The 14,557-nt window shown below is 73.9% G+C and carries 17 protein-coding genes; 6 read left to right on the plus strand and 11 right to left on the minus strand.

Going from position 1 to position 14,557, the window contains the following annotated elements:
• Nucleotides 1-40: 40 nt before the first annotated feature.
• On the minus strand, nucleotides 41-598 hold the full coding sequence (gene purE / locus D4B81_RS10055) for a 5-(carboxyamino)imidazole ribonucleotide mutase (protein WP_122262374.1): 558 nt from the start codon (nucleotides 596-598) through the stop codon (nucleotides 41-43).
• Nucleotides 595-1,812 carry a 5-(carboxyamino)imidazole ribonucleotide synthase gene (locus D4B81_RS10060; RefSeq protein ID WP_122262376.1) on the minus strand — a complete coding sequence of 406 codons (1,218 nt, stop codon included), beginning with the start codon at nucleotides 1,810-1,812 and terminating at the stop codon, nucleotides 595-597. Before D4B81_RS10060 ends, purE begins: the two co-directional genes overlap by 4 nt.
• Before the next feature lie 39 nt (nucleotides 1,813-1,851).
• Here D4B81_RS10060 and D4B81_RS10065 point away from each other — a divergent pair, with 39 nt between their 5' ends.
• A complete protein-coding gene (locus D4B81_RS10065) occupies nucleotides 1,852-2,433 on the plus strand; it encodes a GtrA family protein (RefSeq protein ID WP_202613644.1) in 582 nt (193 codons plus the stop codon).
• Here the strand turns inward: D4B81_RS10065 and D4B81_RS10070 are convergent.
• The 4 genes from D4B81_RS10070 to D4B81_RS10085 are packed head-to-tail and all read right to left on the minus strand — an operon-like array spanning nucleotide 2,406 to nucleotide 5,824.
• A complete protein-coding gene (locus tag D4B81_RS10070) occupies nucleotides 2,406-3,470 on the minus strand; it encodes a sensor histidine kinase (RefSeq protein ID WP_122262378.1) in 1,065 nt (354 codons plus the stop codon). The genes D4B81_RS10065 and D4B81_RS10070 overlap by 28 nt on opposite strands.
• A 5-nt stretch (nucleotides 3,471-3,475) precedes the next feature.
• The gene (locus D4B81_RS10075) at nucleotides 3,476-4,162 is read right to left on the minus strand and encodes a response regulator transcription factor (protein WP_122262380.1); all 687 of its coding nucleotides are present in this window, start codon (nucleotides 4,160-4,162) and stop codon (nucleotides 3,476-3,478) included.
• Nucleotides 4,163-4,220: 58 nt separating this feature from the next.
• Nucleotides 4,221-5,015, minus strand: coding sequence for an enoyl-CoA hydratase/isomerase family protein (locus tag D4B81_RS10080; protein ID WP_122262382.1), 795 nt, complete (start codon nucleotides 5,013-5,015; stop codon nucleotides 4,221-4,223).
• An 11-nt stretch (nucleotides 5,016-5,026) separates the two neighbouring features.
• Nucleotides 5,027-5,824 (minus strand): biotin--[acetyl-CoA-carboxylase] ligase, encoded by a 798-nt coding sequence (locus D4B81_RS10085; protein WP_122262384.1) that lies wholly within the window; start codon nucleotides 5,822-5,824, stop codon nucleotides 5,027-5,029.
• Between the two features lie 24 nt (nucleotides 5,825-5,848).
• Here D4B81_RS10085 and D4B81_RS10090 point away from each other — a divergent pair, with 24 nt between their 5' ends.
• Both D4B81_RS10090 and D4B81_RS10095 read left to right on the plus strand, forming a co-directional pair.
• Complete coding sequence (locus D4B81_RS10090) at nucleotides 5,849-7,474, plus strand: acyl-CoA carboxylase subunit beta (protein ID WP_122262386.1); 1,626 nt, start codon at nucleotides 5,849-5,851, stop codon at nucleotides 7,472-7,474.
• Complete coding sequence (locus tag D4B81_RS10095; RefSeq protein WP_122262388.1) at nucleotides 7,471-7,698, plus strand: acyl-CoA carboxylase subunit epsilon; 228 nt, start codon at nucleotides 7,471-7,473, stop codon at nucleotides 7,696-7,698. The genes D4B81_RS10090 and D4B81_RS10095 overlap by 4 nt, the downstream gene beginning before the upstream one ends.
• Before the next feature lie 228 nt (nucleotides 7,699-7,926).
• Here D4B81_RS10095 and D4B81_RS10100 read toward each other — a convergent pair whose 3' ends face one another.
• The 3 genes from D4B81_RS10100 to D4B81_RS10110 are packed head-to-tail and all read right to left on the minus strand — an operon-like array spanning nucleotide 7,927 to nucleotide 9,019.
• Complete coding sequence (locus tag D4B81_RS10100; RefSeq protein WP_122262390.1) at nucleotides 7,927-8,592, minus strand: MOSC domain-containing protein; 666 nt, start codon at nucleotides 8,590-8,592, stop codon at nucleotides 7,927-7,929.
• Nucleotides 8,589-8,705 carry a hypothetical protein gene (locus tag D4B81_RS19310; RefSeq protein ID WP_419866237.1) on the minus strand — a complete coding sequence of 39 codons (117 nt, stop codon included), beginning with the start codon at nucleotides 8,703-8,705 and terminating at the stop codon, nucleotides 8,589-8,591. The genes D4B81_RS10100 and D4B81_RS19310 overlap by 4 nt, the downstream gene beginning before the upstream one ends.
• Nucleotides 8,675-9,019 (minus strand): nuclear transport factor 2 family protein, encoded by a 345-nt coding sequence (locus tag D4B81_RS10110; protein ID WP_161965108.1) that lies wholly within the window; start codon nucleotides 9,017-9,019, stop codon nucleotides 8,675-8,677. The genes D4B81_RS19310 and D4B81_RS10110 overlap by 31 nt, the downstream gene beginning before the upstream one ends.
• A gap of 203 nt (nucleotides 9,020-9,222) precedes the next feature.
• Between D4B81_RS10110 and D4B81_RS10115 the strand changes: the two genes are divergently transcribed.
• From D4B81_RS10115 to D4B81_RS10125, 3 genes are all read left to right on the plus strand, one after another.
• Nucleotides 9,223-10,905 (plus strand): DUF885 domain-containing protein, encoded by a 1,683-nt coding sequence (locus tag D4B81_RS10115; RefSeq protein ID WP_122262393.1) that lies wholly within the window; start codon nucleotides 9,223-9,225, stop codon nucleotides 10,903-10,905.
• Nucleotides 10,902-11,534, plus strand: coding sequence for a Maf family protein (locus D4B81_RS10120; RefSeq protein WP_122262395.1), 633 nt, complete (start codon nucleotides 10,902-10,904; stop codon nucleotides 11,532-11,534). The genes D4B81_RS10115 and D4B81_RS10120 overlap by 4 nt, the downstream gene beginning before the upstream one ends.
• 77 nt (nucleotides 11,535-11,611) lie before the next feature.
• Nucleotides 11,612-12,913, plus strand: coding sequence for an NAD(P)/FAD-dependent oxidoreductase (locus D4B81_RS10125; RefSeq protein WP_272914065.1), 1,302 nt, complete (start codon nucleotides 11,612-11,614; stop codon nucleotides 12,911-12,913).
• Here the strand turns inward: D4B81_RS10125 and paaE are convergent.
• Both paaE and paaD read right to left on the minus strand, forming a co-directional pair.
• Complete coding sequence (gene paaE / locus D4B81_RS10130; protein ID WP_122262399.1) at nucleotides 12,901-14,022, minus strand: 1,2-phenylacetyl-CoA epoxidase subunit PaaE; 1,122 nt, start codon at nucleotides 14,020-14,022, stop codon at nucleotides 12,901-12,903. The genes D4B81_RS10125 and paaE overlap by 13 nt on opposite strands.
• Before the next feature lie 7 nt (nucleotides 14,023-14,029).
• Nucleotides 14,030-14,557 (minus strand): 1,2-phenylacetyl-CoA epoxidase subunit PaaD, encoded by a 528-nt coding sequence (gene paaD, locus D4B81_RS10135; RefSeq protein ID WP_122262401.1) that lies wholly within the window; start codon nucleotides 14,555-14,557, stop codon nucleotides 14,030-14,032.

The following is a 14,557-nucleotide window of genomic DNA, read 5'->3' on the forward strand; positions in this document are numbered from 1 at the left end:
GGGCCACCCACCCGAGTGGCTCGTGCACGCGGGCCCGGCCTCAGCCGTCCCGCCGCTCCCGCAGGCGCGCGCCCTTGGCGTGGGCCTGGTCGCGCAGGTTGTCGGCGAAGGTGCCCAGCCGCTCGCGCCACGCCGCCGACCGCTCCCCCTCGCCGGAGGCGAGGATCCGCACGGCCAGCAGGCCTGCGTTGCGCGCACCGGCGACCGACACCGTCGCGACCGGGATCCCGGCCGGCATCTGGACGATCGACAGCAGCGAGTCCATGCCGTCGAGGTGCTTCAGCGGCACCGGGACACCGATGACCGGCAGCACCGTGACCGAGGCCAGCATCCCCGGCAGGTGCGCCGCCCCGCCAGCCCCGGCGACGATCACCCGCAGCCCGCGGTCGGCCGCCGACCGCCCGTAGTCGATCATCTCGACGGGCATCCGGTGCGCGGACACGACGTCGGCCTCGTAGGGCACGCCGAACTCCTCCAGCACCTGCGCCGCCGCCTCCATGACCGGCCAGTCGCTGTCGCTGCCCATGACCAGGCCGACGAGCGGTCGCGCCGTGCCGTCCGTGGCGTGGTAGCCGTCCGTGCCGGTGCCCGTGCTCATTCCCTCACCACTCCCTGCAGGTAGTCGGCCGCGTGCCGGGCCCGCTCGCGCAGGTCCTCCAACGACGCCTCGTCCTCCCCGGCACCGAACACGGTGACGTGACCCAGCTTGCGCCCGGGCCGCACCCCCTTGCCGTAGAGGTGGATCTTCAGGCCGGGGTCGCGGGCCATGAGGTGCCGGTAGGTGGGGTACAGGTCCTCGTCGTCGCCACCGAGCACGTTGGCCATCACGGTCCACCGGTCCCGCGCCGAGGGGTCGCCCAGCGGCAGGTCGAGCACGGCCCGCAGATGCTGCTCGAACTGGCTGGTCACCGAGCCCTCGATGGTCCAGTGCCCGCTGTTGTGGGGGCGCATCGCCAGCTCGTTGACGAGGTATGCCGGGGCGCCGGTCTCCCCGTCGCGCACCTCGAACAGCTCCACCGCCAGGACGCCGGTGACCCCGAGCGCACCCGCGATCCGCAGGGCGCCCTCGGCGGCCGCGACCGCGACCTGCTCGTCGAGCCCGGGCGCGGGCGCGAGCACCTCGGTGTTGATCCCGCCGGACTGCACCGTGTGGACGATCGGCCAGGCGGCGGCCTGGCCCGACGGGGAGCGCGCGACGAGGGCCGCGAGCTCGCGGGTGAAGTCGACGGCCTCCTCCAGCAGGACCCCGTCCTCGAGCGAGCCGGGCTCCCCGACGGCGGCGAGCCAGTCGTCGAGCTCGGCGACCGAGCGGCATACCCTCACCCCCTTGCCGTCGTACCCGCCGCGCGGGGTCTTGGCCACCACCGGCCAGCCGACCTCGGCGGCGAAGGCCTCGACGTCCCCGGCGTCCCGCGCCCGCGCCCAGCGGGGGCAGGGGATGCCCAGCTCGGTCAGGCGCCGGCGCATCGCCAGCTTGTCCTGGGCGAAGACGAGCGCCTCGGGGCCGGGATGGAGGTTGACGCCGTCGGCGGCCAGCGCGGTGAGCACCTCCTGGGGCACGTGCTCGTGGTCGAAGGTGACCACGTCGCAGTGCCTGGCCCACTCCCGCAGGGCCTCGAGGTCGGTGTGCTCGCCGACCGGGCTGTGCGGCACGACGAGGGCAGCGCTGGCCGTCTCGGACTCGGCGAGGACCGACAGGGTCACGGAGAGCGCGACGGCCGGCGGCTGGCACATCCGCGCCAGCTGGCCGCCGCCCACGATGCCGACGACCGGGAAGCCGCCCTCCGCGCGCAGGGGGGTGGGTGTGGTCACGGGGGAACCCTACCCAGCGCAGGCACGTACACTCCCCCGGTGACCGCCCAGACCCCCTCGCTGCTCGCCCGTCTGCGGGCGACCTACGAGGTGCTGGTCCGCGAGCTGGCGAAGTTCGGCACCGTCGGGGCGGTGGCCTTCGTCGTCGACCTGGTCCTCTACAACGTCCTCGTCTTCGGGGTGCCCGGTCTGGGCGACGGTGTGCTGCACGACCACCCGCTCACCGGCAAGGTGGTCGCGACCAGCACCGCCACCGTGGTCTCCTGGCTCGGCAACCGGCTGTGGACCTTCCGGCACCGCCTCAGCGAGCCGATGGCGCACGAGTTCGGGCTGTTCGTCCTCTTCAACGCCGTGGGCCTGGCCATCGCGCTGGCCTGCCTCGCCTTCTCCCGCTACGTCCTGGGGCTGGACAGCCAGCTCGCGGACAACATCTCCGGCAACGGCATCGGCCTCGTGCTCGGGACCCTCTTCCGGTTCTGGGCCTACCGCACCTTCGTCTTCCGCGGGGAGCTGGACGCCGAGGAGCGGCTGCGGCGCGCCGCCGCCCGGGAGGAGCGCGACACTGCCCGCCTGGCCCGCCGCGCGGCCCGTCGTCAGGGCGTGTCGGCCAGCGGCAGGTAGACCGCGAACACCGGGGGGCTGGTGCGGGTCAGCTCCAGGCGTCCTCCGACCGACTCCGCGGTCTCGCGCGCGACGGCGAGGCCCAGCCCGGTCCCCCGGCCGGTCGTGACGGCCCGCTCGAAGATGACCCGCGCCAGCTGGGCGGGGATGCCGGGACCCTCGTCGCGGACGGTGAAGACCGCCGACGGCCCGGACCGCGCCACGTGCAGGGAGACCTCCCCGGCACCGTGGACGAGGGCGTTCTCGACGAGGGTGTTGAGGACCTGGGACAGGGCCGAGGCGCTGGCCTCGACGATCACGCCCCGCTCGCAGGTGAGCCGGATCCGTCGGCCGGCCTCGGCGAAGGCCGGTCCCCACTCCTCGTCGAGCCCGGCGAGCACGGCGTCGACCGCGCTGAGGGCGCCCCCGCTCGCGTGCCCCGGACGGGTGCGACGCAGCAGCTCGTCCACCACCCCGCTGAGCCGCTCCACCTGGCTGATCGCGATCTCCGCCTCGGCCCGCGCGAGCGACGCGTCGTCGGCCTGGGCGATCTCCTCCAGCCGCAGCAGCAGGGCCGACAGAGGGGTACGCAGCTGGTGCGAGGCGTCGGCGGCGAAGGAGCGCTCGGACACCAGCGCCCGCGCGAAGGTGCTGTGGTGGCGGTCCACCTCGCGGGCCACGGCGTCGATCTCGCGGATCCCTCCGCGCCAGGGCTCCAGCTCCACGAGCCGTCCGGGTCGCGCCTGCGGGTCGAGCGCGAAGCCTCCCGAGGCCATCTCGTCGGTGCGGTGGGCGAGGCGGCGCAGCGGGTCGGCGACGGTCTCCGCCGACCGGTCGGCCAGCGACCGGGCGACCGCGAGGCCGGAGAGGGCGACGACGGAGGTGCCGAGCACGACCCCGACCCCGACGGCCCACGTCGGCAGCGTGCCCACCGTGCCCAGCCACTCGGCCCGGTGAGCCTCGACGAGGACCCAGGCGATGACCCCGCCGACGACCAGCGCCAGCACGAGCACCACGACGGTGACGGTGACGGCGAGCTCGCGGAAGACGGCCCGCACCGGGCTCAGCCCTGCGGCTCGTTCTGGAAGCGGAAGCCCACCCCGCGGACGGTGACGATGTGGCTGGGGGCGTTGGCGTCGTCACCGATCTTGCGTCGCAGCACCGAGACGTGCATGTCGAGGGTCTTGGTCGAGCCGAACCAGCTGTCCCACACCTCGCGCATGAGGACCTCCCGGGACACCACCCGGCCCTCCTCCCGCATCAGCACGCGGAGCAGCTCGAACTCCTTGCTGGTGAGGCGGATCTCCTTGTCGTGCAGGAACACCCGACGCGCCTGGACGTCCATCTGCAGGGCCCCGCCGGCGCTGCGCCCGCTCGGGGGCTCGGGTCCCCGGCGCAGCAGCGCCCGCACGCGGGCGAGCAGCTCACCGAGGCGGAACGGCTTGGCGACGTAGTCGTCGGCCCCCGCGTCCAGACCCACCACGGTGTCGATCTCGTCGGTGCGCGCGGTGAGCATGAGCACGGGGACGCTGACCCCGGCCTCGCGGACCGAGCGGCACACGTCGAGCCCGTCCAGCAGGGGCAGCCCCAGGTCGAGGACGAGCAGGTCGAAGGGCGGCTCGCGGGTGGCCTCCGCCAGCGCCGAGCGGCCGTCCGCGGCGATCAGCACCTCGTAGCCCTCGCGACGCAGCGCCCGGGCCAGCGGCTCGGAGATGGTCGGGTCGTCCTCGGCGAGCAGCACCCTGGTCACGTCCTCACTCCTCTCATGGGTCGGTCCCGGTCGTCTGGTCCGTCAGTATGCGGGCTGCTCACCGTCCCGGCCAGTTCGGCGTGCGCTTCTCGGCGAAGGCCGCCACGCCCTCCCTGCGGTCACCGCTGAACGCGGTGGCCCGCCAGCAGGCGTCCTCGATCTCCAGCCCCGAGGCCAGGTCGGTGCCCATCCCGAGCCGCATCGCCTTCTTGGCGTTGCGGACCGCCACCGGTGAGTTCGCGGCGATCCGGGCCGCGATCTCGAGCGCGCGCTCCCGCGCGGTGCCGGCCGGGACCACCTCGTCGAGGACGCCCAGGGCCGCCCCCTCCGCGGCGGTGAGGCGGGCTCCGGTGAAGATCATCGACGCCGCCCGGGACCAGCCCACCCGACGGGTCAGCAGCTGGGTGCCGCCTCCGCCCGGGATGACACCGACCCCGACCTCCGGCAGACCGACGGTCGCGCCCTCCCCCGCGACGACCAGGTCGCAGCTGAGCGCGATCTCCATCCCGCCCCCCAGGGCGAAGCCCTCCACCGCCGCGACCGCCGGGACGGGCAGGTCGAGCACCCCGCGGTAGGCCAGCCGGGTGGTCAGCCGGTGGTCCATCATCTGCGCGTCGGTGAAGCCGTTGCGCTCCTTGAGGTCGGCCCCGACGCAGAACGCCCGGTCGCCCGTGCTCGTCACCACCACGGCGCGCACGGTCGGGTCGGCTGCGAGCCGCGCGGTGGCGGCGGTGATCTCCTCGGCGAACGCGGTGCTGATCGCGTTCAGCGAGCCCGGCCGGTCCAGGGCCAGCTCGACGACGGAGCCCTGCTCGCCGTGGCGGACCAGCTGCAGCATCGTCGGCGCGTCCATAGCCGGTCAGGCTACTGGGGGCGGACGTGCTCGACGTCACCGGCCGGGTACGCGGCGCGCCCCCGGGGCCCGTCGACGAGCAGCGCTCCCCGCGCGTCCACGTCGGTGGCGACGCCGGTGACCGTGGTGCCGTCGGGCAGGTGGAGCCGCACCGGCCGCCCGAGGGTCAGGCACCGCTCCCGGTATGCCGCTCGCACCACCCCGGCGTCGCCGCCCGCCAGGTGCTCGTGCCAGGTGGCCAGGTGGTCCAGGTAGGCGGCCAGCAGCTCCGTGCGGGCCTGCTCGGGCAGGGGGGCGGGCAGGCCGGGGGCCCGCGCGAGGCGCCACGACGTCGCGGTCGGGACGGGCAGCTGACCGGGGGTGTGGTCCACGTTGAGCCCGGTGCCCACGACCACGGCCCCCGACGCAGCCACCTGGCAGAGGACTCCCGCGACCTTGCCCCACCGCCGCCCGTCCTGGTCGACCACCGCCGCCTCCCCCGTCCCGTCCCGCACGGGGACGAGGACGTCGTTGGGCCACTTCAGGGCCGTGGTCACGGGCCAGCGGCTCCCGGCCAGCGCCTCGGCGAGCGCCAGGCCGGTCGCCAGCGGCACCCACCCGAGCACCGCGGTCGGGACGGCGGGGACCACCGCGCTGATCGCCATACCGGATCCGGGGGGTGAGTGCCAGGAGCGCCCGAGGCGTCCCCGACCCGCGGACTGGTGGTCGGCGACCACCACCCTGCCGGGGCGCGGGTCGCCCATCGCCTCGGTGTTGGTCGAGCCGATGGTCTCGTGGTGCTCCGGCTCGGCCCAGCGCAGCGCGGTCATGCGGGCAAGGCTAAGTTGTCCCCCATGACCGACACCGTCAACGCCGATGAGGTGACCGCGGCCCCGGGAGGGCACGACCTGCGCACCACCGCCGGACGGCTGGCCGACTACCGGGCCCGGGTCGAGGAGGCGGAGCACGCCGGCTCCGGGAAGGCCGTGGAGAAGCAGCACGCCAAGGGCAAGAAGACAGCCCGGGAGCGGATCGACCAGCTGCTCGACGAGGGCTCGTTCACCGAGCTGGACGCGCTGGCGCGGCACCGCTCGACGGCGTTCGGGCAGGAGCGGAACCGGCCCTACGGCGACGGCGTGATCACCGGCTACGGGACCGTCGACGGGCGGCCGATCGCCGTCTTCGCGCAGGACTTCACCGTCTTCGGCGGCTCGCTGGGCGAGGTGTTCGGCGAGAAGATCGTCAAGGTGATGGACCTGGCGATGAAGATCGGGTGCCCGGTGGTCGGCATCAACGACTCCGGCGGGGCCCGGATCCAGGAGGGGGTCGTCGCGCTGGGGCTCTACGCCGAGATCTTCCGCCGCAACGTCCACGCGTCCGGGGTGATCCCGCAGATCTCCCTCGTCCTGGGCCCGTGCGCCGGGGGGGCTGTCTACTCCCCGGCGATCACCGACTTCGTGGTGATGGTCGACCAGACCTCGCACATGTTCATCACCGGTCCGGACGTCATCAAGACGGTGACCGGTGAGGACGTGACCTTCGAGGAGCTGGGAGGGGCGCGGACGCACAACACGACCTCGGGCGTCGCGCACTACATGGGTGCCGACGAGGAGGACGCGATCGACTACGTCAGGGAGCTGCTCGGCTTCCTGCCCCAGAACAACCTGGAGGACCCGCCGGCCCTGGACGTCGAGGCCGACGAGGAGGTCACCGAGGACGACGAGGCGCTGAACACCCTCATCCCCGACTCGGCCAACGTCCCCTACGACATCCGGACCGCCGTCGAGGCCGTGCTGGACGACGGGGAGTTCCTGGAGGTCCAGCCGCTCTTCGCCCCGAACATCACCGTGGGCTTCGGCCGGGTCGAGGGGCGCTCGGTCGGGGTCGTCGCCAACCAGCCGATGCAGCTCGCCGGCACCCTCGACATCGACGCCTCCGAGAAGGCGGCCCGGTTCGTGCGCACCTGCGACGCCTTCAACATCCCGATCCTCACCTTCGTCGACGTGCCCGGGTTCCTCCCCGGGACCGACCAGGAGTTCGGCGGGATCATCCGCCGCGGGGCCAAGCTGCTCTACGCCTACGCCGAGGCGACCGTGCCGCTCGTCACCGTGATCACCCGCAAGGCCTACGGCGGCGCCTACGACGTCATGGGTTCCAAGCACCTCGGCGCCGACATCAACCTCGCCTGGCCGACCGCGCAGATCGCGGTCATGGGCGCCCAGGGTGCCGCCAACATCCTCTACCGGCGCGAGCTGGCGCAGGTCGCGGCCGAGGGTGGCGACGTCGAGGCGGAGCGGCAGCGACGGATCCGCGAGTACGAGGACACCCTCGCCAACCCCTACATCGCCGCCGAGCGCGGCTACGTGGACGCCGTCATCGAGCCCTCGCAGACAAGGGTGGAGGTCGGCAGGGCGTTGCGGCACCTGCGCTCCAAGCGCTCCAACCGGGCCCCGCGCAAGCACGGGAACATCCCGCTGTGAGCGACGGTGCGGCGGACGACCGCCCGGTGATCCGGGTCGAGCGCGGCAACCCGACCCCGGAGCAGCTCGCGGCGCTCGTCGTGGTGCTGTCGGCGTCCGGGGGGTCCGGCGGGGAGCAGGGCAGCGGCCGTCCTCGCACGCTGTGGACCGCGCGGTCCCGGTTCGCCCGACCGCGCCCCGCGGTCGGCCCCGGCGGCTGGCGCGCCTCCGCCCTCCCCCGCTGACCGAGCCCACGGGGTGTCGCCGATTCCCCCCACCGGGGCCACGGTGTGCTCGCCCCTCCCCTCACCGGGCCCACGGTGTGCTCGCCCCTCCCCCCACCGGGCCCACGGTGTGCTCGCCCCTCCCCCCACCGGGCCCACGGTGTGCTCGCCCCTCCCGCCACCGAGCCCATCGTGTGTCGCCGTTTCGCCCAACCGGGCTCACGCTGTGTCACCGCCCGCCCAGACGGGTCAGGCGCGCGCCCTGGTCCCCAGCCGACGCACCAGCCGTTCGTGGTACGTCGCCGGCAGGCAGCGTGCCTCCACCACCTGACGAGCCGCCTCGTCGTCACCCATCGCGGCCGCGAAGGCGGTAACCATGTCGACGTCGTGCACGGGTGGGTCGAGCAGCTCGATGCCGGCGCCCGCCTCGACGGTGCCGGGCACGACCACCCGCAGGTACACCCCGCACCGACCGTGCTCGGTGAACCGGCGCGCCCACGCCCGCTCGCCCAGGTGGCCCGCGAACGTCGCGCACGGCGTCCGCGGGACCGACACCTCGAGGACCACCTCGTCACCGACCCGCAGCCGCTGGTTGATCCTCAGCCGCTCGAGCTCGAGGTCCTGGGTGGTGAGGTTCTCGCCGAACGTCCCGTCGGACAACCCCCTCTGCAGCTCTCCCTCCCACCGGTCCAGCTCCTCCCGGGCGAAGGCATAGACCGCCTTGTTCGCACCACCGTGGTGCTGCGCGTCACCGACGTGATCGCCTGCCACGCCGGACCCGTCGCCGTACGACGGCCCTGGTTGCACGACGTCGATGCGCTCGACCGGACGTTTGTCGATTCCGGTTCGATATCCCTTCCCCCCGGGCTCCGGCTTGGGCCGGGCGAGGTTCACCGACAGGACGCGCGCGCTCATGGACCCACGGTATGTCGTACCGCACCGGCCTCGAGCTGCCGGAGCACACCGAGGTCGTCGCGGGTGGCCCAGTGCTCGACGATCAGTCCGTCCGCCACCCTCCACAGGTGCATGAAGGTCCAGGACACGCGCACGCCCGCCGGCTCGACCCCTCGCAGCAGGGCATGGTCGACGCCACGTGCGTGCCGTGCAGCGTCATGTGGTGAGCCACGAGGCCACCGTCGCCGAGGAGGTGGTGGCGGTCCACGTGGACGCCGGCCAGGTCGTTCTCGATCATCGTCAGGATGGCTCGCCACCCATCCCTGTCCTGCAACGGGGAGGCGTGGTTCAGGTCCTCCGAGATGAGGTCGTCAATCGCCGACCTGTCGCCGGCCTCGACGCGGTCGAGGAACTGGGTCACGACGGAGAGGGCATCGGAGGGGGGCACGTCCGTAGTGTGGTCCTTGGGCAGTCGGCCGCGTCGGCGCCGCTCGCTGGCGCAGACGGTAGGCAGGCACGCCGTCCAGCCCGGACCGTCCGGCCGGGGGCACATCGTGGGCCCGGTCCGCACGAACACGCGCACACCGTGGGCCCGGTCGGCAGGAACACGCGCACACCGTGGGCCCGGTGGAGGGAGGGTAGGTTGCCCTGGTGACCGAGCAGACCCGTGAGCAGACCGACATCGACCGTCTCGCCGAGGCGCACCTCGACGCCGTGGTGGCGCTGAGCCCGCTGGAGGCGACCTACCTCGGCGTGGCCGGCCAGGACCACCGGTTGGACGACCTGTCGATCGAGGGGCTGCGCGCGCTGCGCGCAGAGGCGGTGAGCACCCTCGAGCAGCTCGCCCGCCTCGAGCCCGTCGACGACGTCGACCGCGTCACCGCGGCCGCGCTGCAGGAGCGGCTCGGGCTGGAGGTCGAGTCGACCGACCTGGTCCTCGAGGGGCGCGCGCCCGTCGACCTCAACGTCATCGCCTCGCCGACCCAGGCGGTCCGCGACATCTTCGACATCATGGGCAAGGACACCGAGGAGCAGTGGCGCACCGTCGCCGCCCGCCTCGACGCCGTCCCCACCGCCCTGAGGCAGTACGCCTCCGCCCTCACCTGGTCCGCCGAGCGAGGCCAGGTCGCGCCCCGACGGCAGGTGGAGAGGGTCGCCGAGCAGTGCCGTGACCAGGCCGGGGACGAGGCGAGCACGTTCGACGTCCTCCTCACCGAGGCCGAGGGGCAGCCCCAGGAGGTGCGCGGCCTGCTCGCGGCTGCGGTCGGGTCCGCCAGGGCCGCCTTCGGGAGCCTCGCGACCTTCCTCGACGGCCTGGCCGAGCAGGCGCCGGAGTCCGACGCCTGCGGGCGGGAGCTCTACCAGCTGCGCTCCCGGTCCTTCCTCGGCGCGACCATCGACCTCGAGGAGACCTACCGCTGGGGCCAGGAGGAGCTCGCGCGCATCACCGCGATGATGGAGGAGACCGCCGACCGGGTCCGCCCCGGCGCGACCGTCAAGGAGGCGGTGGCGATCCTCGACGAGGACCCCGCCTACCAGCTCGACGGCACGGCCGCCCTCAAGGAGTGGATGCAGGTGCGGGCGGACGAGGCCGTCGCCGACCTCGGCGACACCCACTTCGACATCCCGGAGCCGATCCGACGCATCGAGTGCCTGATCGCCCCCAGCCAGACCGGCGGCATCTACTACACCGGCCCCTCCGAGGACTTCTCCCGTCCCGGTCGCATGTGGTGGTCGGTGCCCAAGGGCGTGACCCGCTTCTCCACCTGGCGCGAGCTGACGACCGTCTACCACGAGGGCGTCCCCGGCCACCACCTGCAGATCGGTCAGACCGTCTACCGCTCCGAGCTGCTCAACCGGTGGCGCCGGCTGGCGTCCTGGACCTCCGGCCACGGCGAGGGCTGGGCGCTGTACAGCGAGTGGCTGATGGCCGACCTCGGCTACATGGACGACCCCGGCAACCGGATGGGCCTGCTCGACGCCCAGTCGCTGCGCGCCGCCCGGGTCGTGCTCGACATCGGTGTGCACTGCGGCTTCGAGGCGCCGGCGGAGGTCGGCGGGGGTGACTGGACCTACGACAAGGCCTGGGAGTTCCTCAACAACCACGTCAACATGGACGAGGGTTTCGTGCGCTTCGAGCTGGACCGCTACCTCGGCTGGCCCGGCCAGGCGCCCGCGTACAAGGTCGGCGAGCGGCTCTGGCTGGAGCTCCGCGACGAGCTGCGACGGCGCGAGGGCGAGTCCTTCGACCTCAAGGCCTTCCACCGGCGCGCCCTCGACGTCGGCGGCGTCGGGCTCGACACCCTGCGCGCCGCGGTCCTCGGCGAGCTGTGACCGAGGCGCTCCCCCTCGTCCTCGCCTCCGCCTCCCCCGCACGGCTGAGCACGCTGCGCGGTGCGGGCGTCGAGCCCGAGGTCGTGGTCTCGGGCGTGGACGAGGACGCGGCGCTGGCGCAGGCGCGCCTCAGGTATGGCGACCTGACGCCCGCCGAGGTCGCGCTCACCCTGGCACGGGTCAAGTGCGAGGCGGTCGTCGCCGGGGAGGAGCCGGACGCCCTGGTGCTGGGCTGCGACTCGGTGCTCGAGCTGGACGGCGAGGTCCACGGCAAGCCCGGCGACGCCGCCGTGGCGACCGAGCGCTGGCGGCGGATGCGGGGCCGGTCCGGCACGCTGCATACCGGGCACTGGCTCGTGGACAACCGCGAGGACGGCACCGGGGGGACGCTCGGGGCGACGGCCTCGACCGTGGTGCACTTCGCCTGTCTCAGCGACGCGGAGATCGACGACTACGTCGCGACGGGCGAGCCGCTGCAGGTCGCGGGCGCCTTCACCGTCGACAGCCTCGGCGGGGCCTACGTCAGCGCCATCGAGGGTGACTACCACGCGGTGGTCGGGGTGAGCCTGCCGCTGCTGCGCGAGCTCCTCCTCGAGGTCGGGGTGACCTGGCACGAGCTGCGCGGCTGAGCCCGCCCCACCCCGGCTCCCCCGCCGGGATCCCGGGTGGGACGATGGCCGCGGGACGGTCGGACGAGGAGGTCGTGGTGGGAGGCACCCGCAGGGTCGCGGTGGTCGGCGCGGGGATGGTGGGGCTGGCGACGGCCTGGTTCCTGCAGGAGCGGGGGGCCGAGGTCACCGTGCTCGACCGCGAGGGCGTCGGCGCCGGTGCCTCGTGGGGCAACGCCGGATGGTTGACCCCGGCGATCGCGACGCCCCTGCCCGAGCCGGCGGTGCTGCGCTACGGCGCCCGGGCGGTCCTGTCGTCGAGCTCGCCCGTCTACGTCCCGCCCACGGCCGACCCGCGGCTCGCCCGCTTCGTGGCCGGGTTCCTGCGGCACAGCACCGACGGCCGGTGGCGGACCGCCATGCACGCCCTCCTGCCCGTCAACGAGCACGCGCTGGACGCCTTCGAGCACCTCGGCGCGCACGGTGTCGAGGCGGGGGTCCGGGACGCGGAGCCGTTCATCGCCGCCTACTCCCGCGCCGGCGACGTGCAGGGGCTGCTCGACGAGTTCGCGCACATCGAGCACGCCGGGGGCCACGTCGAGCACGAGCTCATCGGCGGCGACGCGGCCCGCGCGCTGGAGCCCTCGCTCTCCGGGGCGGTCCAGGCGGCCGTCCTCATCCACGGGCAGCGCTTCCTCAACCCCGTGGAGTATGTCGCGTCCCTCGCCTCCGCGGTCCGCGCCCGCGGCGCCCAGATCGTCACGGGCGCCGAGGTCCTGGAGCTGGAGGACCTCGGCGGCGCCGGCGTGCGGGTGGAGACGACCGGCCCCGGGGCGGGCACCGTCGACGCCGTCGTGGTGGCGACCGGTGCGTGGCTGGGCGACCTCGTGTCACCGTTCGGGGTCCAGCACGTGGTGCAGGCCGGCCGCGGCTACTCCTTCAGCGTGGCGGCCGATCACGTGCCCGCCGGCCCGGTCTACCTGCCCGCCGCGCGCGTGGCGCTGACACCCCTCGGCGACCGGGTGCGGGTCGCCGGGATGATGGAGTTCCGTCGCCCGGACGCGCCGCTCGACCCACGCCGCATCCGCGCCATCGTGGAGTCGGCGCGTCCGCTGCTGCGCGGGGTGGACCTCGACGACCGGCAGGACGAGTGGGTCGGCTCACGCCCCTGCACCGCCGACGGCCTGCCGCTCGTCGGCCGGACCGAGTCGGAGCGGGTGTTCGTGGCGGGGGGCCACGGCATGTGGGGCATCACGCTGGGACCGGTGACGGGGCAGCTGCTCGCCGAGCAGGTGCTCACCGGCAGGACGCCGCCGGCGCTCACCCCGTTCGACCCGCTGCGCCGGCTCCGCTGGGCACCCCGCCGGGCGCGTCGGGTCAGCGCCGCTCAGGCGTCGTAGTCGATCTCGACCGTGTCGCTCACCGGGTGCGACTGGCACATGAGCCGGTAGCCCCGGGCCACCTCGTCCTCCTCGAGGGCGTAGTTGCGGTCCATCCGCACCTCGCCGCCGACCACCTTGGCGCGGCACGTGCCGCAGATGCCGCCGGTGCACGAGAACGGCGCGTCCGGACGCTCCCGGAGCGTCGCGTTCAGGATCGTCTCGGCCTTCGTCGGCATCGGGACCGTCGTCGTCCGCCCGTCGAGGGTGACCGTGGCCACCGCCTCCGGCGGGCGGCTCGGGTCGACCTCCACCGGGGGCGCGGTCGTGACCGGCGCGCCCGCGTCGTCGACGTGGAAGATCTCGTGGTGCACGTGGTGCGGGTCCACACCACGGTCGGCCAGCGCCGTCTGCACGCTCTCGACCATCCCGAACGGCCCGCACAGGTACCACTCGTCGACCTCGTCCTCCGGCACGAAGGTCGCCAGCAGCTCCTCGACCTTGTCCCGGTCGATCCGCCCGGTGAGCAGCTCCACGTCCTGGACCTCGCGCGAGAGCACGTTGAGCAGGACGAGACGGCCCGGGTAGCGGTTCTTGAGGTCCATCAGCTCCTCGAGGAACATGATGGAGTCGGTGCGCCGGTTGCCGTAGACCAGGGTCACGCGGGACCCCGGCTCCTCCTCCAGCACCGTGCTGAGGATCGAGAGCACGGGCGTGATCCCCGACCCGGCCGCGAACCCGACGTGATGCTTGCGGGCGGTCGGGTCCGTGGGGCAGGTGAACGAGCCGAGGGGCTCCATCACCTGGAGGACGTCGCCGGGGCGGACGTCCCGGTTCAGCCACGTCGACATCAGCCCTCCCGGCACCCGGGCGGAGGCCACCCGCACCTCCTGGCGACGGCGCGACTCCGCGCGCGAGATGCAGCAGGAGTAGGAGCGGCGGACGTCCTGCCCGTCGACCGTCGCGCGCAGGGTCAGGTGCTGCCCCGGCTCGAAGTCGAAGAGCTCCCGGAGCTCGTCCGGGACCGCGAAGGACACGGCGACCGCGTCGTCGGTCAGCCGGTCGACGGCGCTGACCGTCAGGTCGTGGAAGCGGGCTCGGTGGCGGGTCGGCTGGGTGATCAGGCTCACGGGTCTCCTAGAGAGTCTTGAACTCGTCGAAGGGCTCGCGGCACGCGAGGCAGCGGCGCAGCGCCTTGCACGCGGTCGAGCCGAAGCGGGCGATCTCCTCCGTGTCCGGCGAGCCGCACAGCGGGCAGGTGACCTGTCGCGCCTGCAGGGTCAGACCGACCGGCCCACCCGCGGCCGCGTGCGCCCGCTCGCCGGTGGGTGGGGCGATGCCGAAGCGCCGCAGCGACTCCCGCCCCTGCTCGCTCATCCAGTCGGTCGTCCATGCGGGCGAGAGGCGGGTCACCACCTCGACCGGCACCCCCGCGCGACGCCCGACGTCGAGGACCGCCTCCTCCATGGCCCGCATGGCCGGGCAGCCGGAGTAGGTCGGGGTGATCGTCACCCGCAGCCCGTCGCCCACGCGCTCGACCTCGCGGATCACGCCCAGGTCCTCGATCGTGATGACCGGGATCTCCGGGTCGGGGACGGCGCGCACCGCCTGCGCGACCCGGCCCAGGAGGTCGGTCGGCCCGACGTCGGAGGTGCGCGAGGGCAT

The organism is Ornithinimicrobium cerasi (assembly GCF_003702705.1).
Classification (GTDB): Bacteria; Actinomycetota; Actinomycetes; order Actinomycetales; family Dermatophilaceae; genus Ornithinicoccus; species Ornithinicoccus cerasi.

What these genes read in the sequence shown, in the direction of transcription:
- D4B81_RS10100 (WP_122262390.1), bottom strand. Translation starts at nt 8,592, where the DNA reads ATGAGCGCGCGCGTCCTGTCGGTGAACCTCGCCCGGCCCAAGCCGGAG.
- D4B81_RS10085 (WP_122262384.1), bottom strand. Translation starts at nt 5,824, where the DNA reads ATGACCGCGCTGCGCTGGGCCGAGCCGGAGCACCACGAGACCATCGGC.
- purE (WP_122262374.1), bottom strand. Translation starts at nt 598, where the DNA reads ATGAGCACGGGCACCGGCACGGACGGCTACCACGCCACGGACGGCACG.
- paaD (WP_122262401.1), bottom strand. Translation starts at nt 14,557, where the DNA reads ATGCCCTCGCGCACCTCCGACGTCGGGCCGACCGACCTCCTGGGCCGG.
- D4B81_RS10080 (WP_122262382.1), bottom strand. Translation starts at nt 5,015, where the DNA reads ATGGACGCGCCGACGATGCTGCAGCTGGTCCGCCACGGCGAGCAGGGC.
- D4B81_RS10090 (WP_122262386.1), top strand. Translation starts at nt 5,849, where the DNA reads ATGACCGACACCGTCAACGCCGATGAGGTGACCGCGGCCCCGGGAGGG.
- D4B81_RS19310 (WP_419866237.1), bottom strand. Translation starts at nt 8,705, where the DNA reads ATGCACCTGTGGAGGGTGGCGGACGGACTGATCGTCGAGCACTGGGCC.